Origin of the sequence: Streptomyces sp. NPDC020597, from assembly GCF_044335095.1 — a bacterium.
Taxonomy (GTDB): Bacteria; Actinomycetota; Actinomycetes; order Streptomycetales; family Streptomycetaceae; genus Streptomyces.
Genome location: NZ_JBIRUL010000010.1, coordinates 216926 through 237577, shown reverse-complemented (window position 1 = coordinate 237577; position 20652 = coordinate 216926). Strand labels below are relative to the sequence as shown.

Here is a 20652-nt window from a genome sequence, read left to right as displayed (position 1 = left end):
GTGCGGGCGGCGAGCAGTCTGCCCGGCCCCGGCCCCGGCGAGGACGCGGGAAGGCCGCTGTGTCCGCTTCGTGATCACGAGGGTTCCCCGGTGTGCCGCGAACGGCGTGCCGTTCGTCTCGCGGCGGAGGTCCCGGGGGATTCCCCGGGAGACGGTTTGCCGCTCGGACCCCTCTTTTCGGCGATCTGTAGCCGAAATCGCCCAGCGGTTGAGCAATCGGCTTCCCGTCATCACGATTTCCCTGTCGAACGCCCGACGGCAGACCTCGGGCCCCAGCGCTGCAGAAGCGAGTCGAGCATGGTGCGTGTCCGTGCGTCCCTGTCCCAGCCGCCCGCCCGTGTGCCGGGCCGCGAACAGCCCCTGGTGCGCCGGACGCCGGTGCGGTTCGGCGCCGGCGCGCTCGCAGCGAGCCGGCGAGGCTGACGGCCGTGCGCCCCGGCCCCTACGAGCGTCACCGCGAGCTGCTGCACAGCGCCGTCAGCGCCCTCGCCGCCGGTGAGTGCCACCGCCCCTTCGCCGAGGCGACCGTCCAGGACGCGGCCGACGCGGGCATGCGGTCGACCCGTACCGCGGGAAAGGTGTTCGGCTCGCTGCTGGGGCGGCCCTTCGACCTGGTGCAGCCCGGCGAAGTCGCCCGGGTGCGCACGGAGTCGTCGCCGTACGGGCTCGGCCTGGCCATCGCCTATCCCCGCTGTGAACCCCCGGAGCTGGTCGCGGCCGCCGCGCGGGCGGCGGCCGGCTGGCGGGCCGCGGGTCCTCGTCGGCGTGCCGGGCTCGCCGTGGAGATCCTGCGGCGGCTCAACACCCGCAGTCACGAGCTGGCCCTCGCGGTGCACCACACCACCGGTCAGCCTCTGGGGGCCGCACTGCACGCCGCCGGGCCGCGCGCGCAGGACCGTGCGCTCGAGGTGGTGGCCCAGGCCCTCGCCGAGTCCGAGCGGGTCCCGTCCGGTCTGCACTGGGAGAGCGCGGGACGACGCGGCGGGCCACCGCTCGCACTGCGGGGCACCTGCACCCTGGTGCCCCGCGGCGTGTCGCTGCTCATCGGCTGCCCCGACTTCCCGCTCTGGAACGGTTACCCGGGCCTGTTCGCCAGCCTGGTCACCGGCAACCCCGTCGTCGTCGCCCCGCATCCGCGTTCGGTGCTGCCGCTGGCGATCACCGTGCGGGTCGCCCGGCAGGTGCTGGAGGAGGCCGGTCACGACCCGAACCTCGTCACGCTCGCCGTGGCCGAGCCTGAGCGGCGGGTGCACCTCCGGCTGGCCACCGATCCGGCCGTACGGATCGTCGACTTCACCGGCTCCGCGCGCGTCGCGGACTGGCTGGAGCGGCACGCCGCGCAGGCCACCGTGTTCGCCAGCCGGACCGGGCTGAACACCGTGGTCGTGGACTCGACCGACGACTACCCGGGCCTGGTCCGGGGGCTCGCCCTCTCCTGCTGTCTGTGCAACGGGACGGTGCGCACCACCCCGCAGAACATCCTGGTGCCGGAGCACGGCTTCGGCACCGAGGAGGGCCACAAGACGCTGCGCGACCTGGGCGCCGACCTCGGGGAGGCCGTGGACCGGCTGCTCGGACACCCCACGCGCGCGGCGGGGGTGCTGGGCGCGACCACCGCCGACGAGGTGCGCGCCGCGCTGACCGAGGCCGCGCGGTACGGCCCGGTCGTGCACGCCTCCGGCCCGGTGCCCCATCCGCGTCATCCGGGCGCCGAGCTGCGCAGCCCGCTGCTGGTGCGGCTGCGCGCCTCGGACGAGCAGGTCTACACGCGGGAGTGGCCCGGACCGATCTCCTTCCTGGTCGGCACCGAATCCACCTCGCACAGCCTGGCGCTCCTGCGGCGCACGGTGGCGCGGCACGGCGCGCTCTACGCCTCGGTGCACTCCACCGACACGCTGGTCCTCGCGGCGGCCGAGACGGCGGCGCTCGACGCCGGGGTGCCGCTGGTGGAGAACCTGGACGATCTGCCGGCCGACCCGTCCTCGGCTCTCGCGGATCTGCCGGGCGGGGGAGCCCACTTCGTCACCGGGCGGTTCCGCGTGGTGCGCTCTCGCAGGCACGCCGCGCCGACGGGTCCCGTCCCGGCGCCCGTGAGGCGCGCCGAGGCCGCCGCCGGGCTGGTGGACCGGTGAAGCCGCGGGTCCTCAGTCGGTCCAGGCGGCGCCGCGTCCCCGCACCTCGTCGAAGACGAGCCAGGTGCGGGTGGAGCGCACGCCCGGCACCCCCTGGATGCTCTCCAGCACGACCTTGCGCAGGGCGAGGTTGTCCGGGGCGCGCACCAGCACCAGGACGTCGAAGTCGCCGGTGACGAGGGCGACATGCTCCACGTAGGGGATGCGGCGCAGTTCGCGCGAGATGTCACGCCAGGCGTTCTGGTCGATGCCCATCGTGATGTAGGCGCTCGTGCCCAGGCCCGCTCGCTGGGCGTCGAGCTGCGCGGTGAAGCCCGTGATGACGTCCTCGGCGACGAGTCGGCCGATGCGGGTGTAGGCGTTGGCCCGGGAGATGTGCACCTGCTCGGCGAGTGAGCGGACCGAGATCCGGCCGTCCCGGAGGAGCCGGCCGATGATCTGGCGGTCGATGTCGTCGAGCGGGACGGCGTCCCGTGCGGCCGCTGCCGTCGGCGGCGAGATTCCCTCGGACATCTTGTCCTCCCGGGCCATCGGTTCCGGCAGTTCATCACCGGTTCGGTGGCGCTGCTGAACACATATTGAGGGATCGCCGCCCTTCTCCTGTCAAGTGTCCAGATAAGGCCGCCTGCGTTCCGCGCGCCGGAAGGGGGCCCGCAGAGGCCGGAGGGGCCGGGGGGCCGGGGGGCCGGGGGGCTCCGGCGTGGATCACGGACCGGTGTGGCGTTGCAGGAGCGGGCGCACGCTGAGGGGCTGCAGTTCCATCAGCACGATGGCGGTGTTGGAGCGGACGACCCCGGGGACCTCGAGGAGGTGGTTGGTGATGCGGTGGAGGTCTGTCGTGTCACGGGCGACGACCCTGGCGAGGAGGTCCGCGTCGCCGGTGGTGACGAGGAGTTCGACGACCTCGGGGATGCGCAGGATGCCCTCGCGGGTGGGCCGTCCGACCCTCTGGCTGATCGACAGGGTGATCAGGGCGAGCAGGGGGTAGCCCAGCGCGGCGGGGTCGACGCGGCGGCTGGGTTCCTTGAGGTGGCCGCTCTCCTCGAGTCGCTTCAGCCGGCTCTGCACCGTGTTGCGGGCGAGGCCGAGCCGGTCGGCCAGGGCGACCGTGGTCGCCTGCGGGTCCGCGTCGAGCGCGAGGAGGATGCGGGCGTCGACGGCGTCCACGTTTCGCATGATGCCCAGTATGCCATGACCCGAAGGGAAGGCATTGAGCATTATGCTCAATACATTTGCCGCGTATTGCGCATACTGATGACCGTTTCTAGGTTTCTGCCATGCAGAAAGCACCATGCGATGGCATGTCAGTGAAGAGCGTCCCCCCGGCCTCGGACCGGGTGTGGGGTGACGAGGACGAGGTGGTCTCGGCTGCCGTGCGGTACGCCTGGAACCGTCTGAAGCAGGACCCGGATCCGGTGACGGGCGCCCGCCCCGCAGCCGACCTGGCCGAGGCCGCAGGCGGCACCGTCACCGCCCCCGGCATCGGCGCCGCCGCCGCGCTCGGGCTGTTCGACCGCGTGTTGGCGCCGGCCACCCGCGCCCAGAACGGGCCCACGAACCTGGCCTACATCCCCGCCGCCCCCACCCGGGCCGCGCTCGCCTTCGAAGCCGTCACCGGCGCGACGAACATCTTCGCGGGCACCTGGGAGGCCGGGGCCGGAGCCATCCACGCCGAGAACGAGGCGCTCGCGTGGCTCACCCGGCTCCTCGGCTGGCCCGCCACCGCTGCGGGATGCTTCGTCAGCGGCGGCACCATGGGCAACCTCTCCGCGCTCGTCGCGGCCCGCGCCGCCTGCGAGCGGCCCCGCCCGGCCGGTGGCTGGAAGATCGTGTGCGCCGACAGCGCGCACTCCTCGATCGGGTCCGCGGCTCGCACCATGGACGTGGAGGTGGTCACCGCGCCCGTGGACCGGCACGGGCGCCTCACCGGAGCCGCCGTGAGCGCCGCCCTCGACGCCGCCGACGGGGTGTTCGCCGTCGTGGCGACCGCGGGGACCACGAACGCCGGCCTGGTCGACGAGCTCGACGCCGTCGCCGACGCGTGTGAACGCCATGGCGTGTGGCTGCACGTCGACGGCGCCTACGGCGGAGCCGGGCTGGCCGCTGACAGCGTCCGCCACCGCTACGCCGGCATCGAACGCGCCGACAGCTTCATCGTCGATCCCCACAAGTGGCTGTTCGCGCCGTACGACTGCTGCGCGCTGCTCTACCGCGACCCCGCCCCGGCTCGCGCCGCGCACAGCCAGTCGGCGCACTACCTCGACGCCATCGACCGCGATGTCCACAACCCGTCGGACCTGGCGCTCCACCTCAGCCGCCGCGCCCGCGGCCTGCCGTTCTGGTTCAGCCTGGCCGTCCACGGCACCGACCGCTACGCGGCGGCCGTCGAGCGGACTCTGACCGTCAGCCGGCAGGTCGCCGACGCCGTCCGGGCGAGCGACCACCTGCGTCTGGTGGCCGAGCCCGACCTGTCCGTCGTCCTCTTCGAGCGACCGGGATGGGGCGCGCGGGACTACGCGGCGTGGTCCGCGCAGGCCGCCCGGACGGGCGCCACGCTGTGCGTGCCGACCCGGTGGAACGGCAGGACCGTCCTGCGCATGGCCTTCGTGAACCCCGACACCCGTGCGCACGACGTGATCGAGGTGCTCCAGACGCTCCGCGGCGACCGCTTCGGGCAGGGGGCGCACGGACCTGGTGGAGACGCGGTCAGGAGCTCGTCGACAGGGCCCGGGTGATCCGGCCGGAGGCGCGGCGCGCCTCGGTCGCCGGGTCGGCTCCGGTGAGCACCTTCGTCATGTAGCCCTTGATCGGGTTGTCCGCCTCGACGGCGGCCCACTCGGGCGTGCTGGGGGTCGCGCGGCCCTGCGCGGCCCCGGCCGCCATGGCCGCGACGCCCTCCTCCCCTGCGACGGCTCCGGCCAGCTTGGCCTTGTTGGGCACGTAGTTCATGGTGCGGGCCAGCTCGGTGTCCCATGCGGCGCCGGTCAGCGCGGCGACCACGGCGACGGCGCCCTCGCGGTCGCCGGTGTTGCGGGGGACGACGAGATCGGATCCGCCGGTGAAGACGGCGCCGGGCCGTGCCGCGCTCTTGCCGGGCACCGGGAAGAAGCCCAACTCGCCCTCCAGGGCCGGGTTCTGCTCCAGCACGGCGCGCGCCAGTCCGGGCACGGCCACGATCTGCGCCACCCTTCCCGCTGCGAACACCCCTGCCTGGGGCGGATGTTCCTCGTCGGCGGCGACCGGGCCCCTGCCGAGCGACTGCAGGCGCCGGTAGAAGTCCATGCCGCGCAGGGCGGCCTTCGTGTCGAGGGCGCCCTGCCAGCGCCCACCGTCCTCGGTGGCGAGGTCGCCGCCCTCGTCCCAGATGAACCCGGAGAGGGTGTACCAGTCCTGACCGGCGAGGTAGATGCCCTGCCGGCCGTCCGCGTTCAGTTTCTCGGTGGCGTCGAGCCACTCGGCGCGGGTGCGGGGCAGGACGGTGACGCCGGCCTGCTCGAAGAGGTCCTTGCGGTAGATCACCACCCGGTTGGCCGCGTACCAGGGGATGCCGTACTGGTGGAAGCGCTGCTGCCCCGGTTCGGCGAGACCGGGCAGCCAGTCGTCCCTGCCCCACTTCGCCGCCGATTCCAGAGTGAGATCGAGCAGCCCGCGCCCGACGACGTACCGGGGGACCTGGGTGTTGCCCACCTCGATGACGTCCGGCCCGTTCTCGCCGTCGGATTCCAGGGCGGCCTCCACCTTGTCGCCGATGCCGGTCCACTCCTGGATGCGGACGTCGAGGTCGAGGTCGGGATGGTCGTGTTCGAAGTCCGCGGTGAACCGGTCCAGGAACTCCTGCGAGGCGCTGTCCTTCATCAGCCACACCGTGACGGTGCTCCGGTCGGGTCCGCCCGTGCCGGGCAGCACCCCGCAGGCGGTCAGGAGGGCGGCGGACACGCAGAGGGGGACGAAGAGGCGACGTCGCACGGGGGTCCTGTTCTGTCTGGCGGACAGGGCGGGGGCCCGACATGGGGGACGAGCGCAGCGCTCGAACGGGTGTCCCGGATTTTGGTATGGACCAATGCGGGGGTCAAGAGGATCCACCCGGAACCCGCCCGTCCGCGCCGACGCCTCGCGCTCCGCCGCAGCTTGGGGCACGGTGGAGTGACGCGTGACACACGTGACGACGCCGTCACGATCGAGAGGAGCGCCCCGATGTCGAACCACACCTACCGGGTCACGGAGATCGTCGGCACGTCGCCGGACGGCGTCGACCAGGCCGTCCGCAACGGACTCGCCCGCGCCTCGCAGACGTTGCGCAACCTGGACTGGTTCGAGGTGACCCAGGTGCGCGGTCAGATCGAGGAGGGCGACATCGCGCACTGGCAGGTGGGCCTGAAGGTCGGCTTCCGCCTGGACGAGACGGACTGAGCGGCGCGGCGGACGGGACGGACCGGGCGGCCGGGCCGCTCAGGTGCGGCCCTCACCCTCCTGCGCCTGGCGCAGCTCGCCCGAAGGAGCGGCCCAGCGCGCCCGCACGACGGTGAACCCGGCCCGTTCGGCGTCCGCGCAGACCAGTTCGTCGTCGTCCACCAGGACGCGCACGGTCCGGTCGCGGGCGAGCCCGCGCAGGATCTCCAGCTTGGTGAGCCGGGCCGGCCGGCGGTCGCCGTTGCGGCGCATGTGCACGCGCCCCTTCGGCAGCCCGTGCTCGGCGAGCCACTCCAGCGTGTCGCGCCGGCAGCGCTCGGGCCGGCCGGTGAGGTACACAACCTCGCACTCCTCGGCGCTGGAGAGCGCCAGCGCGATGCCTTCGGGGATCGGCGGGTCGTTGGGCGCGGCCGCGAAGAACGCGTCCCAGTCGCGCGGCCTGCGCTCCAGGAAACGCTGCCGGTGGGCCGTGTCGGCGAGGGTGTTGTCCAGGTCGAACACGGCCAGGGGCCGCCCGCTGCTCTCGTTCACGCCGTCCACCCTAGCCAGGCGCCGCCGAGGGACGGACTTCGGTCGCCGCCGACCGCCCCACGACCGTACCCACGACCGTCCGAGGTCTTCCTTCGATGACGCCGCGATCGTCAATTGCACATGGGAACCATTTTCATATAGCGTCCTCGCCGAAGCTCACCGCGAGCCGACCGAGGAGGTTCCCATGGCCGTTCCCAAACGGAAGACGTCCCGCAGCAACACCCGCCACCGCCGGGCCCGGTGGAAGGCGACCGCACCGGCCCTGATGCCGGTCACCGTCGACGGTGTGCGTCACCTCGTCCCCCAGCGCCTGCTGAAGGCGTACGAGCGCGGCCTGCTGCACCCCGCGGACTGACACCCGGGCCGAATCCGGCGCGCCGGGGCCGAGGAATCCCGTGGGCCGCCAGGCGTTGAACCCTGTATGAGCTCCGTGATCGCCTCGACCCGCTTCTCCGTCCTCGACCGCTCGCGCATCCGCGAGGGCCACACCGGCGCGCAGGCGCTGCGGGACACCGTGGCGTTGGCGCAGGAGGCCGAGCGGCTCGGCTACCACCGGTTCTGGGTGTCGGAGCACCACGGCGTGCCGGGGGTCGCGGGGTCCGCGCCGACCGTCCTTGCGGCCGCCGTTGCCGGCGCGACCCACACCATCCGCGTCGGCACCGGCGGGGTGATGCTGCCCAACCACCGCCCGCTGGTCGTGGCCGAGCAGTTCGGCGTCCTGGAGTCCCTGTTCCCGGGCCGCATCGACATGGGGCTCGGGCGTTCGGTGGGCTTCACCGACGGGGTGCGCAGGGCGCTGGGCCGGGACAAGGACGACGCCGACGACTTCGCCGGGCAACTGCGGGAACTGCTCGACTGGTTCACCGGCGCCTCGCCCACGGGGGTCCGTGCCCGGCCGTCGGAGGGCCTGACCGTGCCGCCGTTCGTGCTGGCGCTGGGCGAGGGCGCGGCGATCGCCGCCCGCGCGGGCCTGCCGCTGGTGGTCGGGGACCTCCGCGACCGCGCGAGGATGCGGCGCGTCGTCGACCGCTACCGCGCGGGTTTTCGGCCCTCGCCCTGGGCGGCGGAGCCGTACGTCGTCGTCTCGGGGACGGTCGCGGTGGCCGAGACCGCGCAGGCCGCGCGCCGGCTGCTGGTGCCGGAGGCCTGGTCCATGGCGTACTCGCGGACCCAGGGGACGTTCCCTCCGCTGCCGCCCGCCGAGGAGGCCGAGAGGCGACCGATGACCGCCAAAGCACGCGACTACTACGAGGCCGGGCTCACCGGCGGCGTCGTCGGCGACGAGGAACAGGTCGCCCGGGAGCTCGAGACCGTGCTCGAGGAGACGGGCGCGCAGGAGGTGCTGGTCACGACCAGCACCTACGACCGGGCCGCGCTGCTGGAGTCGTACCGGCGGCTGGCCGCGGTCGTCGACCGGGAGCGCGGCGACGCCCCGCACCGGGCGGCCGCGCTCCCGCACGCGTAGGACCGCTCACCGGGCGCCGCCGGGCGCGCTGCTCCGGCGGGCGCGCTGCTCCCGCCAGGCCCGGTAGTGGTCCGTCACGGTCTCCTCGATCGGACGGTAGACGAGTCCCAGTTCGTCGATGCTTCTGCGGTTGTCGACGCGGAAGCGGATGCCGAGGTGGCTGCGGATGTAGGCCTGCGACAGGCCGAAGGCGGGGCCGAGGACGCGGACCGGCCAGTGCGGAAGGGCCGTCCGGGGCAGGCGCAGGTTCCTCGGGTACTGCTCCCGGAGGATCTTCGCCATCCGGTGGAAGGAGGTCATCTCCTCGGCGGCGAGGATGTACCGGCCGTGGGCGTCCGGGTGTTCGGCGGCCGCGATGTGGGCCGCGGCCACGTCCCGCACGTCCACCGTAGTGAAACTGAAGTCCGGGGCGCCGTAGAAGAAGTAGCCCTTGAACAGTTCGTCCAGCAGGAACAGGCTGCCCGAGTCGGAGGCCGGGGTGAGCGAAGGCCCCAGGATCAGGCCGGGGTTGAGGGAGACCATGCGCCAGCGGTGCTGTGCGGCCTCGGCCTCCCAGGCCGCCTGCTCGGCGACCGTCTTGGCGTAGTGGTACGGGTTGTTCTCCACCGTGCTGGTGGTGTTGACGTACTTCTCCGACAGCGTCCCGCCGTCCATCTCCCGTACGTCGGCGTAGTCGCCGAAGATCGCGCCCACCGTGGAGGTGAGGACGAGCCGGCGGACCGTCGGCGTGCGCTCGATCGACGCCACGACGTTGCGGGTGCCGCGCAGAGCGGGCTCTACGACGTCCCGCCGCCCGTCCTTGATCTTCTCCGGCATCAGGAACGGTGAGGCGACGTGGAACACCACCGAGCAGGCCCGCATCGCCGCGTCGAAGGAGCCCTCGGCCAGCAGGTCGGCCTCGAAGAGTTCGAGGCGGCCGGGGAAGGCGTCCTGGAGGGCGTGCAGCGGGCCGCACTTGGCCGCGTTCGCCGTGGAGCGCACGGTGGTGTGCACACGGTGGCCGCGGACCAGGAGCTGCTGGACGAGATGCGCGGCCACGAAGCCGCTGCCGCCCGTCACCAGCACCGACGTGCCGGCCGGATCCGTGCTCACGCGCGCTCCCCTCGGAGGTCGGGACGCGTCATGATCCCATCAACTCGGCGCGGCCGTAACCGTGTTGCCGGGAATCGCCCCGACGGCCGGCTGCCGCCGCGCGGCCGTCCGCCGCCGGCCTCCTCCCCGGCCCCCGCCGGCGACCGCCCGCCGTGGGCCGCGGGGGCCGTGCCGGACGGTGGCAGGGGCGGCCGGTTCGGACGGGGGCCGCTCACGTGGCGCGTCCAGCACCCCGGCCCCGGCCGCCGCGGCCAGCGTCCTGCGGTCCGGGTGACCGTCCGCCGCGAGGGCGGTCAGCACCTCGACCTCGGCCACCAGACCCCGGGTGGACGCCACCCGCCACAGCGAGGCGAGCAGGGAGTCGTCGCCGACGAAGGCGGCCGCCGTGCTGACCGACCCGCCGTCGTCGCGGTAGCCGATGCGCACCGGCTGGACCTGGGCGCCGGCGTCCAGCGCGGCCTGGAACACCGCCCTGCGGAAGTGCCCCTGCGCCCGGCCGCACCAGGTGCTCCCCTCCGGGAACACGGCGACCGCCCGGCCGGAGCGCAGCACCTGCGTGATCCGTTCCACCGTGGCGGGCAGGGCGCGCAGCCGGTCGCGGTCGATGAACAGCACGCCGCCGCGCGCGGCCAGCGCGCCCGCCACCGGCCAGCGCCGGATCTCGGCCTTGGCGAGCATCCGCGCCGGGCGGACGCCCGCCAGCAGCGGGACGTCCAGCCAGGAGATGTGGTTGGCGACGAGGAGCACTCCCCCGGCGGCCGGCGCGCTCGCGCCGGTCACCCGGACGCGCACCCCGGCCGCCCGGACGACGGTGCGGCTCCACCGTCGCACCGCGCCCGCCGGGATCAGCCCGCCGAGCGGCGACAGCGCCACTCCCACCAGCACCAGCACGGCGACCGCCGTGAGCCGCAGCACGGCTCTCGCCACGCCCGTACGGGACGCCGTCCCTCGCACGCACGCCCGCGGAGTGCAGGGCGCCGCCGGCAGCCAGACGCTCACGCGGCGGGCACGAGGGAGAGGAAGTGCCGCAGGTAGCGCGGGTCGACGCGGTTCATCGGCAGCAGCACGTACAGATCGGCGACGCCGAAGTCGGGGTCGTGGGCGGGCTCCCCGCACACCCAGGCGCCGAGGCGGACGTAGCCGCGCAGCAGGGCGGGCAGCTCGGTGCGTCCGGCCGCGGCGGCCGACGCGGCCGGGGAAGGCGTCCACGGGCGCAGCGGCCGCACCCGGAACTCCTCGGGCGCCAGGTGCTTCACGCGCACCCGCTCCCAGACGCCGGCCGCCAGCGCGCCGCCGTCGGCCAGCGGGACGGAGCAGCAGCCGGCCAGCCACGCGTGGCCGCGGTCCACCATGTACCGGGCGATGCCGGCCCAGATGAGGCCGATGACGGCCCCGTCGCGGTGGTCGGGGTGCACGCAGGAGCGGCCGACCTCGACCAGGCCGGGCCGGATCGCGTCGAGCGCGCCGAGGTCGAACTCGCCGTCCGAGTAGAGGCGTCCGGTGGCCGCGGCGCGCTCCGGCGGCAGCAGCCGGTAGGTCCCGACGACCTGGCCGGTGTGCGTGTCGCGCACCAGCAGGTGGTCGCAGCGGGCGTCGAACGGGTCGACGTCGAGGCCCGGCTCGGCGGACGCCAGCGTGGCGCCGAGCTCGCCGGCGAACACGTCGTGCCGCAGCCGCTGCGCGGCCCGCACGTCGTCCTCGTCGCGGGCCAGGGTGACGGTGTAGCGGGCGGGTGCCGTGGACTGCTGGGGGCGGTCGAGCGTGGAAACGCCGGTCATGGCTCTCTCCTGTCGCGGGCCGGGTGGGCGCAGCGGCTGCAGCCCCCTGGCGTGGGTGCTGCCGCCCCTGTTCTTCCGCTCCCGGCCGACCTCGGCGTGACCGGCGCAAGGAGAGCTGATGTGCGCTTGCTGAACGGCTCGGGCCGACGCCGGGGACGGGGTGGCGGGCGCCGGTCGGGACCGGGTCGGAAGGCGCGCGTCGCCCCACCGTCCCGTTCACCGGCCCGTTCACCGGCCCGTTCACCGTCCCGTCGCCTGCCGGTTCGCCTGGCGGTTGACCGGTCGGTTCCCCGGTCCGGGGCCGCGCCCCGCCCGTGCCCGCGGACGCGAGACGGGGCCGGGGAGCACCACTCCCGGCCCCGCCCGTCCGCACCCTCGGCGAACGCTTCACATGCCCGGCGCTACCGCTTGGCGGACTTCCGGGTCGCCCGCAGCCATTCCCTGTTCATGCCGGTGATGGACATCAGCGGAATGCCCTTGGGGCAGGCCGTGGCGCACTCCCCGGCGAGGGTGCAGCCGCCGAAGCCCTCCTCGTCCATCTGCGCCACCATGTCCAGCACCCGCGTCTCCCGCTCGGGTGCGCCCTGCGGCAGCACGTTGAGGTGGTTGACCTTGGCGGACGTGAACAGCATCGCCGCCCCGTTGGGGCAGGCGGCCACGCACGCCCCGCAGCCGATGCACTCCGCGTGTTCGAAGGCGAAGTCGGCGTCCGGCTTGGGCACCGGCGTGGCGTGGGCCTCGGGTGCGGCGCCGGTGGGCGCGGTGACGTATCCGCCGGCCTGGATGATCCGGTCGAGGGCGCTGCGGTCGACGACCAGGTCCTTGACGACCGGGAAGGCGGCGGCCCGCCACGGCTCCACGTCGATGGTGTCGCCGTCCCGGAAGGACCGCATGTGCAGCTGGCAGGTGGTGGTGCGCTCCGGTCCGTGCGCATCGCCGTTGATGACGAGCGAGCACGCGCCGCAGATGCCCTCGCGGCAGTCGTGGTCGAAGGCGACCGGGTCGTCGCCGCGCAGGATGAGCTCCTCGTTGAGGGTGTCGAGCATCTCCAGGAAGGACATGTCGGGCGAGATGCCGTCCACCTCGTACGTGGACATGGCGCCGTCGGAGTCGGTGTCGCGCTGCCGCCAGACGCGCAGGGTGAGCCTCATGCGTAGCTCCGCTGGGTGGGGTGGACGTACTCGAAGACCAGGTCTTCCCGGTGCAGGGTGGGCGCGTGACCCGTGCCCGTGAACTCCCAGGCGGCCGCGTAGGCGAACTCGTCGTCGCGGCGGGCGGCTTCGCCGTCCGGCGTCTGGGACTCCTCGCGGAAGTGGCCGCCGCAGGACTCGGCGCGGTGCAGGGCGTCGAGGCACATCAGCTCGGCCAGTTCGAGGTAGTCGACGATCCGGTTGGCCTTCTCCAGGGACTGGTTGAACTCGGCGCCGACGCCGGGGACCTTGATGCGGCGCCAGAACTCCTCGCGGATCTGCGGGATCCGCGCGAGCGCCTTGCGCAGACCGGCGTCCGTGCGGGCCATGCCGCAGAACTCCCACATCAGTTCGCCGAGTTCGCGGTGGAAGGAGTCCGGGGTGCGGTCGCCGTCCACCGACAGCAGCAGGTTCAGACGGTCCTGCGTCTCGGCCAGCGCCTCCTGGACGGCGGGGTGCTCGTCGCTCACCTCGCTCCGGCGCGCGTGGCGGGCGAGGTAGTCGTTGACGGTCGCGGGGAGGACGAAGTAGCCGTCGGCGAGGCCCTGCATGAGGGCGCTCGCGCCGAGGCGGTTCGCGCCGTGGTCGGAGAAGTTGGCCTCGCCGATCGCGAACAGGCCGGGGACGGTGGTCTGCAGGTCGTAGTCGACCCACAGTCCGCCCATCGTGTAGTGCACGGCCGGGTAGATCCGCATCGGGACCTCGTAGGGGTCCTCGTCGGTGATCCGCCGGTACATGTCGAAGAGGTTGCCGTACCGGGCCTCGACGGCCGCGCGGCCCATGCGCGCGATCGCGTCGGCGAAGTCCAGGTACACGCCCTGCCCGCCCGGTCCGACGCCCCGGCCTTCGTCGCAGACGTTCTTGGCGGCGCGCGAGGCGATGTCGCGCGGGACCAGGTTGCCGAAGGAGGGGTAGACGCGCTCCAGGTAGTAGTCGCGCTCGTCCTCGGGGATCCGGTTCGGCGGACGGTCGTCGCCCTTGGCCTTCGGCACCCAGATCCGGCCGTCGTTGCGCAGCGACTCGCTCATCAGCGTCAGTTTCGACTGGTGGTCCCCGGTGCGCGGGATACAGGTGGGGTGGATCTGCGTGAAACAGGGGTTGGCGAAGTAGGCGCCGCGCCGGTGCGCCCGCCAGATCGCGGTGGCGTTGGAGTTCATGGCGTTGGTCGACAGGTAGAAGACGTTTCCGTAACCGCCGCTGGCCAGGACGACGGCGTCCGCGACGTGGGTGTCGATCCGCCCGGTGATCAGGTCACGGGCCACGATGCCGCGGGCCCGTCCGTCGACGACGATCAGGTCGAGCATCTCGGTCCGCGGGTGCATCTCGACGCCGCCGGCGGCGATCTGCCGGCTGAGCGCCTGGTAGGCGCCGAGGAGCAGTTGCTGGCCCGTCTGGCCGCGGGCGTAGAAGGTGCGCGAGACCTGCACGCCGCCGAACGAGCGGGTGTCGAGCAGGCCGCCGTACTCGCGGGCGAAGGGCACGCCCTGTGCGACGCACTGGTCGATGATCTCGACGGAGATCTGTGCGAGCCGGTGCACGTTGGACTCCCGGGCCCGGAAATCGCCGCCCTTGACGGTGTCGTAGAAGAGCCGGTGCACGGAGTCGCCGTCGTTGCGGTAGTTCTTCGCCGCGTTGATGCCGCCCTGGGCGGCGATGGAGTGGGCGCGGCGCGGGGAGTCCTGGTAGCAGAACTGGACGACGTGGTAGCCCTGTTCGGCGAGCGTGGCGCCGGCGGAGGCGCCGGCGAGGCCGGTGCCGACGACGATCACGGTGTGCTTGCGCCGGTTGGCGGGATTGACCAGCCCGGCCTCGAAGCGGCGCTTGTCCCAGCGCTCGGCCACGGGGCCGGACGGGGCCTTGGCGTCGACGACCGGCTCACCGGTCCTGTAGTGCGCGTAGGAGGAGAAGGGACTCATGTTCAGCTCACCACTCCGGTCATGACGCCCACGGGCACGGCGAGGAAGCCGGCCGTGAGCAGCAGTGCGAGGACGTCGGCGAAGATCTTGAGGGCGCGGTCGCGGGTGCGGCTGCCGGCGCCGAGGGTCTGGGCCGCGCTCCAGAAGCCGTGCCGTACGTGCAGGCCGACGGCGAGCATCGCGACGATGTAGACGGCGTTGCCGTACCAGGTGGAGAAGGTGTCCACGACGTTCTGGTACGGGTGGCCCTCCTGGAAGCCGCCGCTGTGCACGGTGCCGGTGGTCAGGTCGAGGACGTGCCACACGATGAAGAGGGCGAGGATGACGCCGCCCCAGCGCATGGTGCGGGTGGCGTAGCTCGCCCGCGGTTTCCTGTGCACGTACTTGGCGGGACGCGCCTTGAGGTCGCGGCGGCTGAGCTGGTAGGCGCAGACGGCGTGGGCGACCACGGCGACGACGAGCACGACGCGGACGAGCCAGAGCGTCCACTCGTAGTGCATGAACGGTTCGCCGACCGTGCGCAGCCAGTGGGCGTAGTGGTTGAACTCCGTCGGACCGAAGAAGATCTTGAGGTTGCCGATCACATGGGCGACCAGGTACAGCAGCATGATCATGCCGCTGACGGCCATCACGGTCTTCTTGCCGACGGAGGAGTCCCACACGGTGCGCGCCATGGACGACCGTCGGTCCGTCCGCGTTGCCAGAGCCATGTCTGCAGACGCTACGGCCGCGCCTGCCGATCGGTCCAAGACATGGTCCACCTTGATTCCATAGGCTCCACCTATCGTCGACGTACGCTGGAGGCATGCAGTTCCAGCAGCTCCAGTACTTCGTGGCGGTCGCCGAGACCCGGCACTTCACCCGTGCCGCCGAGCTCGTGCACGTGGCGCAGCCGTCGCTGTCGCAGCAGATCAAGGCGCTGGAGCGGGAGTTGGGGGCGGATCTGTTCCTGCGGGCGCGCGGCAACATCACGCTCACGGACGCGGGCGAGGCGCTGCTGCCGCTGGCCCGGCGGATCCTCGCGGACACCGAGACCGCCCGGTACGAGGTGCAGGAGCTGGTGCAGATGCGCGGCGGGCGGGTGCGGCTCGGGGCGACGCCCAGTGTCTGCACGGGCCTGCTGCCGGACGTGCTGCGCGCCTTCCACGACCGCTATCCGGGCATCCGGCTGCTGATCGAGGAGGGCGGTTCGCACGACCTCGTCCGCGAACTGGCGCGCGGCGCCCTGGACCTCGCCCTCGTCGTCCTGCCCCTGCCCAGCCCGTCCCCGGCGCTGACCACGGTGGAGCTGCTGCGCGAGGACCTGGTGGTGGTGTCCTCACCGGAGGCGCCCCGGCCGGGACAGGGGCGCACCGTGCGGATCGCCGACCTTGAGGGCGAGCGCATGGTGATGTTCCGGCACGGCTACGACCTGAGGGAGCTCACGGTGGCCGCGTGCCGTGCTGAGGGCTTCGAACCCGACTTCGCGGTGGAGGGCGGCGAGATGGACGCGGTGCTCGGGTTCGTGCGGGCCGGCCTCGGAGTGGCCGTGGTCCCCCGTATGGTGGCCGCCCGCTCCGGCCGGGGCCTGCGGGTCACCCCGCTCGCCCGGCCGGGCCTGCACCGCACGATCGCCCTGGCCCACCGCAGCGACGTGGCGCCGCCCCGGGCGGCGCGGGAGCTGCAGCGCATGCTGCTGGAGCGGTGAGCCGGCCCGCGCGCTGCCGGTCGGGCGCCGTGCGCGGCCCGCGGGCGTGCTGCGCCCCCCGCTCTCCCACCCGGAGCGCCCCCACGAGCCCGGCCGGAGCGCTCCGGCCCGGGGTCAGCCCGTGGCGTCCACCATGGCCAGGTCGTGCAGGCGGTCCGGGGGGCCGGGGCGGGCGTAGTACCAGCCCTGGGCCGTGTCGCAGCCGAGTATCCGCAGCTGCTCGGCCTGGGCGCCGGTCTCCACGCCCTCCACGGTGACCGCGAGGTCCAGACTGTGCGCGAGCGAAACGATCCCCTCGACGATCTTGAGGTCGACGGGGTCCGCCGGGAACTGCTGCATGCCCTGGGTGAAGGAGCGGTCCAGTTTGAGCACGCTCACCGGGAGCCGGCGCAGGTTGGCGAGGTTGGAGTAGCCCGTGCCGAAGTCGTCGAGCGCGATGTCCACGCCCATCTCGGCGAGCCGGCGCAGCGGCTTGAGCAGGGCGTCGTCGGCGCCGATCAACGCCGACTCCGTCACCTCCAGGCACAGCGCGGCCGGGTCCACTCCCGCCCGCTCCAGGATGTCGACGGTGTCCTGCACCAGGCCGGGGTGGGTGAGCTGGCACGGGGACAGGTTGACGTTGATGCGCAGCGGGCCGGTGTCCTCGTTGCGTTCACGCCACTCGCCGGCCTGCCGCACCGACTCCTCCAGCACCCAGCGGCCCAGCGGCACGATCAGCCCGGTGTGCTCGGCGAGCGGGATGAACCGGTCGGGTCCGAGCACGCCGTGCTGCGGATGCAGCCAGCGCACCAGCGCCTCCGCGCCGCGCACGCTGCCGTCGCCGAGGTGGACCAGCGGCTGGTACTCGATGAAGAACTCGCCGCGCTCCAGGGCCGCCGGGAGCGCCGTGGTCAGGCCGTGCCGGGTGATGGCGCGCGCGTCGGCCTCCGGGTCGGCGACCTCGAAGCGGTTGCCGCCCGCCGACTTGGCCCGGTACATGGTGATGTCGGCGCTGCGCAGCACCTCCGCCGCGCTGCGCTCCCCGGCCGGCCCCTCGACGATGCCGATGCTGCCGCGCACGGTCAGCTCGCGGCCGTCGATGCTCACGGGCGCGATCAGCGCGTTCATGATGCGCGAGGCGAGCTCGTCGACCTCGTGGCGGGTGTCGGGGCCGGTGGTCAGCGCCACGAACTCGTCGCCGCCGAGGCGCGCGACCATCTCGCCGGGCGCGGTCGCGCAGGACTGCAGCCGGTCGGCGACCTCCACCAGCAGCCGGTCGCCGGCGGCGTGTCCCAGGCTGTCGTTGATGGTCTTGAAGCCGTCGAGGTCGAGATAGCACAGTCCGAACCGACGGCCCTCGCCGGCCGCCAGCACCTTCTCCAGCCGTTCGAAGAACAGGGTGCGGTTGGGCAGGCCGGTGAGCGCGTCGTGGGTGGCCTCGTAGCGCAGCCGCAGATTGAGCAGCCGGCGCTCGGTGGTGTCCTCCATCAGGGCCAGCTGGTACTGCGGGACCCCGTCCGCGTCCCGCAGCAGCGAGACCGTCAGATTGGTCCACAGGACCGTTCCGTCGGGGCGGCTGAACGCCTTCTCCGTGTGGTAGTGCTCCCGTTCGCCGCGGACGAGCTCGTCGTAGAGCCGCCAGGTCTGCGGAGCGTCCTCGGGGTGGGTGAGGTCCTGGACCTTGCGGCCGAGCAGCGACTGCTCCGAACCGCCGAACATGCGCAGCAACGCCCCGTTGACCTGGAGGACGTTGCCCTCCAGGTCGGCGATGCTGATGCCTATCGCGGCTCCCTCGAAGACCGCGCGGAAGCGCGCCTCGCTGGCGTGCAGCGCCTGCGCGACGACGCCCTGGGCGCGCAACGCGGCCTGGGCGATGGCCTCCTGCTCGGCGAGGGTGCGGTCGCGCAGCGCCGCCGCGTAGCCGGCGGCCATGGCGTGCTGCAGACGCGAGGCGCGGGTGCGCAGGTCCTCCTGGGGGTCGTCCTCGCCGCAGTAGAGCACCAGGTAGGCGTCGACGCAGTCGAGTGTGCGGCTGAGCGCCTCGGGGTCGGTGCAGTGCACGTCGACCAGGGCCGCGCCGACCGCCTTGGCGGTGTCGGCGTCGAGGATCCGCTCCAGCAGCGCCTCACGCAACCGCCGCGCCAGCGGCAGAAGCCGCTCCTCGAGTTCGGGGCGGGTCAATGACGTCGAGGTCACCGGGTACACGGCCCGGCTCCAGATCGTCACGAACCGCCGCAGTCTGTCCTCCGGCCCGTCCGGCTCCGCACTCACGCCGTGCGCCCCACGCCGGCGAAACCGGAGAAGGCCCACGGGTCCTCCTCCTCCGGCGCCGTCTCCGGCCGCCAGTGCGGCATCGGCACCAGTCCCGGCTCCACCATGTCGTACCCCTCGAAGAACCGCCCGATCTCGTCATGTGAGCGCATGACCAGCGGATTGCGAATGTCCTTGTACACGTCGACTGCGCCCTCGGCCCGCCGCGACAGCTGCGGGATTCCCTCGTACGAGGCATGCGTGAGCACCAGCAGACTGCCGGGCGCGAGTGCGGCGCCGAGTTCGGCCACCGCCGCGTGCGGGTCGTCGGCGTCCTCGACGAAGTGGAGCACGGCGACCAGCAGGAGGGCCACCGGCCGCTCCAGGTCCAGCAGTTGCTCCACCTGCGGGCTGGTCAGGATCTCCTGCGGCTTGCGCAGGTCGGCGGCCACGACGTCCACTCCGTCGCAGTCGGTCAGCACCGCCTGGCTGTGCGCCACGGCGACCGGGTCGTGATCGACGTAGACCACGCGCGCGCCGGGGCTCGCCGCCCGGGCGATCTCGTGCGCGTTGCCGAACGTGGGGATTCCGGAGCCGATGTCGAGGAACTGGGTGACGCCCTCGGCGACCGCGTACCGCACGGCGCGGCGCATGAACGCCCGGTTCGCCTGGCTGATCTTCGGCAGTCCGGGGATGAACTCCATCGCCCTGCGGGCCGCTTCCCGGTCCACCTCGAAGTTGTGCGATCCGCCCAGGTAGTAGTCGTAGATCCGCGAGACGCTCGGCACCGAGATGTCGATGCTCCGAGGGGCCCAGGCGGGACGCTCCATCTATCTCTCCAAGGCGTAGGCGATCCGGTGTTCGAGGCTGAGGCTACTGATCGCCCGCCAAACGGGCGAGGGGAAACGGAAATTGACCGTCCGTTCCCGGTCACTGCCTCCGGCACGTGCCGGACCGACGCCCCACGCGGGGCTACGACAAGTGTCCGGGCCGCTCCGGAGGGTTCCCGGAGCGGCCCGGAGGGCGGCCGAATTCTACGCACAGGAGGAGGGGGCCCGACAAGCACAGCGGTCCGCCCCCTCCGTGCGGCGCGGAGGGGGCGGACCAACGGGTCGTGCGCGAGGGGACAGCTGCGGGAACCGGCCCTGGGGAGGCGTTCCTACTGCCCCGGCGCTCCGACCAGCTTTCCGTCGGGCGCGACGGCGTACCACGTGCCGCCCACGCCCTGGCCGTTGATGTCGCCGGGAGACTTGTCACCGGAGAAGGTGTAGATCGGCGAGCAGTTGACCGTCTGCTGCTTGACGCCGTCACCCCGGGTGAAGCTCATCAGGCCCTTCTTCTGGACGCCCTTGGTGTCGTTCGCGTCCACCGGCGCCACCGCCGGCCACTTCTCCAGGCACGGGCCGTTGCAGTTCGACACCGGCTTGGGCCACGCCTTGTCCTTCAGGAACCGGTAGACGGTCATGCCGTTCTTGTCGACGACGATGTTGCCGAGGTTCGGGTCCTTGCGGACGGACAGCCCGGCCAGAGCGGCGTCCCCGCCACCGCTGCCGGCGCCGCCCCCGCCGCCGCCCTTGGCCTTCTTGCCCTCGGGGGTCAGCGCGAACCACTTGTTGCCGACGCCCTGGCCGGTGGTGTCGCCGGCGTTGGCGTCCTTGGCGTAGTAGTAGGCGGGCCAGCCCGCCACGGTGAGCTGCTTGCTGCCGTCGGAGCGGGTGATCTCACCGAGCAGCGACTTGTCGATGCCGTCGCCTGCGGTCGCGTCGTCGGCGGACACCGGCGGCCAGGCGGCCGCGCAGTCGCCGTCACAGTTCGACTTCGGGGGTTCCGCGGTGTCCGCGTCGAAGCGGTAGAGGGTCTTGCCGGCGCCGTCGGTGAGGATCTTGCCCAGTTCCGGGTTCGCGGCGACGGCCAGTTCGCCCGTCGATCCGCCCTGCGCTCCGGTGCCCGCACCGACGCCGCCGGGGGCGGGGCTCGCACTGGCGCCGACCTGACCGTAACCGCTGCCGACGCCCCCGATGCCACCGGCCGGAGCCGTGGCCCCGACGTTCTGGCTCGACGCTGACGTGCCGCTTTCCGATCCGCACGCCGTCGTCAGCGCCAGTACGGCCACGGTGCCAGCCGCGAGTGAGGCGCTCCGCCAGGTGGTCTTCATCGTCAACAACTCCCCGATCGTCCCAAGATGTTGCGGCGCCCTGCTGCGCCACCGCACGACACTGGGT

At 73.0% G+C, this 20652-nt stretch carries 19 protein-coding genes; 6 read left to right on the top strand and 13 right to left on the bottom strand.

What is annotated here, in order from left to right; genetic code table 11:
* Positions 1–428: 428 nt before the first annotated feature.
* Complete coding sequence (locus tag ACH4ZA_RS20050; RefSeq protein ID WP_398430707.1) at positions 429–2132, top strand: aldehyde dehydrogenase family protein; 1704 nt, start codon at positions 429–431, stop codon at positions 2130–2132.
* Positions 2133–2144: 12 nt separating this feature from the next.
* Here the strand turns inward: ACH4ZA_RS20050 and ACH4ZA_RS20045 are convergent, their stop codons facing one another.
* Together ACH4ZA_RS20045 and ACH4ZA_RS20040 are read right to left on the bottom strand one after the other, a co-directional pair.
* The gene (locus ACH4ZA_RS20045) at positions 2145–2645 is read right to left on the bottom strand and encodes an Lrp/AsnC family transcriptional regulator (RefSeq protein ID WP_398430706.1); all 501 of its coding nucleotides are present in this window, start codon (positions 2643–2645) and stop codon (positions 2145–2147) included.
* Positions 2646–2837: 192 nt separating this feature from the next.
* The gene (locus ACH4ZA_RS20040) at positions 2838–3308 is read right to left on the bottom strand and encodes an Lrp/AsnC family transcriptional regulator (protein ID WP_398430705.1); all 471 of its coding nucleotides are present in this window, start codon (positions 3306–3308) and stop codon (positions 2838–2840) included.
* A 125-nt stretch (positions 3309–3433) separates the two neighbouring features.
* On the opposite strand from ACH4ZA_RS20040, the gene ACH4ZA_RS20035 reads away from it, so the two are divergent.
* A complete protein-coding gene (locus tag ACH4ZA_RS20035) occupies positions 3434–4867 on the top strand; it encodes a pyridoxal phosphate-dependent decarboxylase family protein (protein ID WP_398430704.1) in 1434 nt (477 codons plus the stop codon).
* Here ACH4ZA_RS20035 and ACH4ZA_RS20030 read toward each other — a convergent pair.
* Complete coding sequence (locus ACH4ZA_RS20030) at positions 4839–6098, bottom strand: extracellular solute-binding protein (protein ID WP_398430703.1); 1260 nt, start codon at positions 6096–6098, stop codon at positions 4839–4841. The genes ACH4ZA_RS20035 and ACH4ZA_RS20030 overlap by 29 nt on opposite strands.
* A gap of 228 nt (positions 6099–6326) precedes the next feature.
* Between ACH4ZA_RS20030 and ACH4ZA_RS20025 the strand changes: the two genes are divergently transcribed.
* Positions 6327–6542, top strand: a complete 216-nt coding sequence (locus tag ACH4ZA_RS20025; RefSeq protein WP_398430702.1) for a dodecin — start codon at positions 6327–6329, stop codon at positions 6540–6542.
* A gap of 39 nt (positions 6543–6581) precedes the next feature.
* Here the strand turns inward: ACH4ZA_RS20025 and ACH4ZA_RS20020 are convergent, their stop codons facing one another.
* Positions 6582–7073, bottom strand: coding sequence for a hypothetical protein (locus ACH4ZA_RS20020; RefSeq protein WP_398430700.1), 492 nt, complete (start codon positions 7071–7073; stop codon positions 6582–6584).
* 184 nt (positions 7074–7257) lie between these two features.
* On the opposite strand from ACH4ZA_RS20020, the gene rpmF reads away from it, so the two are divergent.
* Together rpmF and ACH4ZA_RS20010 are read left to right on the top strand one after the other, a co-directional pair.
* Positions 7258–7428 carry a 50S ribosomal protein L32 gene (rpmF, locus tag ACH4ZA_RS20015; protein ID WP_398430698.1) on the top strand — a complete coding sequence of 57 codons (171 nt, stop codon included), beginning with the start codon at positions 7258–7260 and terminating at the stop codon, positions 7426–7428.
* 66 nt (positions 7429–7494) lie between these two features.
* Positions 7495–8538 carry an LLM class flavin-dependent oxidoreductase gene (locus tag ACH4ZA_RS20010; RefSeq protein WP_398430697.1) on the top strand — a complete coding sequence of 348 codons (1044 nt, stop codon included), beginning with the start codon at positions 7495–7497 and terminating at the stop codon, positions 8536–8538.
* Positions 8539–8544: 6 nt separating this feature from the next.
* Here the strand turns inward: ACH4ZA_RS20010 and ACH4ZA_RS20005 are convergent, their stop codons facing one another.
* From ACH4ZA_RS20005 to ACH4ZA_RS19980, 6 genes are all read right to left on the bottom strand, one after another.
* Positions 8545–9630 (bottom strand): NAD-dependent epimerase/dehydratase family protein, encoded by a 1086-nt coding sequence (locus tag ACH4ZA_RS20005; protein WP_398430696.1) that lies wholly within the window; start codon positions 9628–9630, stop codon positions 8545–8547.
* Positions 9631–9669: 39 nt separating this feature from the next.
* Positions 9670–10629, bottom strand: coding sequence for a lysophospholipid acyltransferase family protein (locus ACH4ZA_RS20000; protein ID WP_398430695.1), 960 nt, complete (start codon positions 10627–10629; stop codon positions 9670–9672).
* Positions 10626–11408, bottom strand: coding sequence for a GNAT family N-acetyltransferase (locus ACH4ZA_RS19995; protein ID WP_398430694.1), 783 nt, complete (start codon positions 11406–11408; stop codon positions 10626–10628). Before ACH4ZA_RS19995 ends, ACH4ZA_RS20000 begins: the two co-directional genes overlap by 4 nt.
* Before the next feature lie 401 nt (positions 11409–11809).
* On the bottom strand, positions 11810–12559 hold the full coding sequence (locus ACH4ZA_RS19990; RefSeq protein ID WP_319282276.1) for a succinate dehydrogenase/fumarate reductase iron-sulfur subunit: 750 nt from the start codon (positions 12557–12559) through the stop codon (positions 11810–11812).
* Positions 12556–14514 carry a fumarate reductase/succinate dehydrogenase flavoprotein subunit gene (locus tag ACH4ZA_RS19985; RefSeq protein WP_319282279.1) on the bottom strand — a complete coding sequence of 653 codons (1959 nt, stop codon included), beginning with the start codon at positions 14512–14514 and terminating at the stop codon, positions 12556–12558. Before ACH4ZA_RS19985 ends, ACH4ZA_RS19990 begins: the two co-directional genes overlap by 4 nt.
* 2 nt (positions 14515–14516) lie before the next feature.
* A complete protein-coding gene (locus tag ACH4ZA_RS19980; protein ID WP_319282294.1) occupies positions 14517–15188 on the bottom strand; it encodes a succinate dehydrogenase in 672 nt (223 codons plus the stop codon).
* Positions 15189–15319: 131 nt separating this feature from the next.
* Here ACH4ZA_RS19980 and ACH4ZA_RS19975 point away from each other — a divergent pair, with 131 nt between their 5' ends.
* Positions 15320–16201: a LysR substrate-binding domain-containing protein gene (locus tag ACH4ZA_RS19975; protein WP_319282282.1), complete on the top strand. Its 882-nt coding sequence runs from the start codon at positions 15320–15322 to the stop codon at positions 16199–16201.
* A 114-nt stretch (positions 16202–16315) separates the two neighbouring features.
* Here ACH4ZA_RS19975 and ACH4ZA_RS19970 read toward each other — a convergent pair whose 3' ends face one another.
* The 3 genes from ACH4ZA_RS19970 to ACH4ZA_RS19960 form a co-directional block, all read right to left on the bottom strand.
* On the bottom strand, positions 16316–18451 hold the full coding sequence (locus ACH4ZA_RS19970; RefSeq protein WP_398430692.1) for a putative bifunctional diguanylate cyclase/phosphodiesterase: 2136 nt from the start codon (positions 18449–18451) through the stop codon (positions 16316–16318).
* Positions 18448–19260, bottom strand: a complete 813-nt coding sequence (locus ACH4ZA_RS19965; RefSeq protein WP_319282288.1) for an SAM-dependent methyltransferase — start codon at positions 19258–19260, stop codon at positions 18448–18450. The genes ACH4ZA_RS19970 and ACH4ZA_RS19965 overlap by 4 nt, the downstream gene beginning before the upstream one ends.
* Positions 19261–19589: 329 nt before the next feature.
* Positions 19590–20585, bottom strand: a complete 996-nt coding sequence (locus ACH4ZA_RS19960; RefSeq protein ID WP_319282292.1) for an SCO0930 family lipoprotein — start codon at positions 20583–20585, stop codon at positions 19590–19592.
* Positions 20586–20652 lie beyond the last annotated feature (67 nt).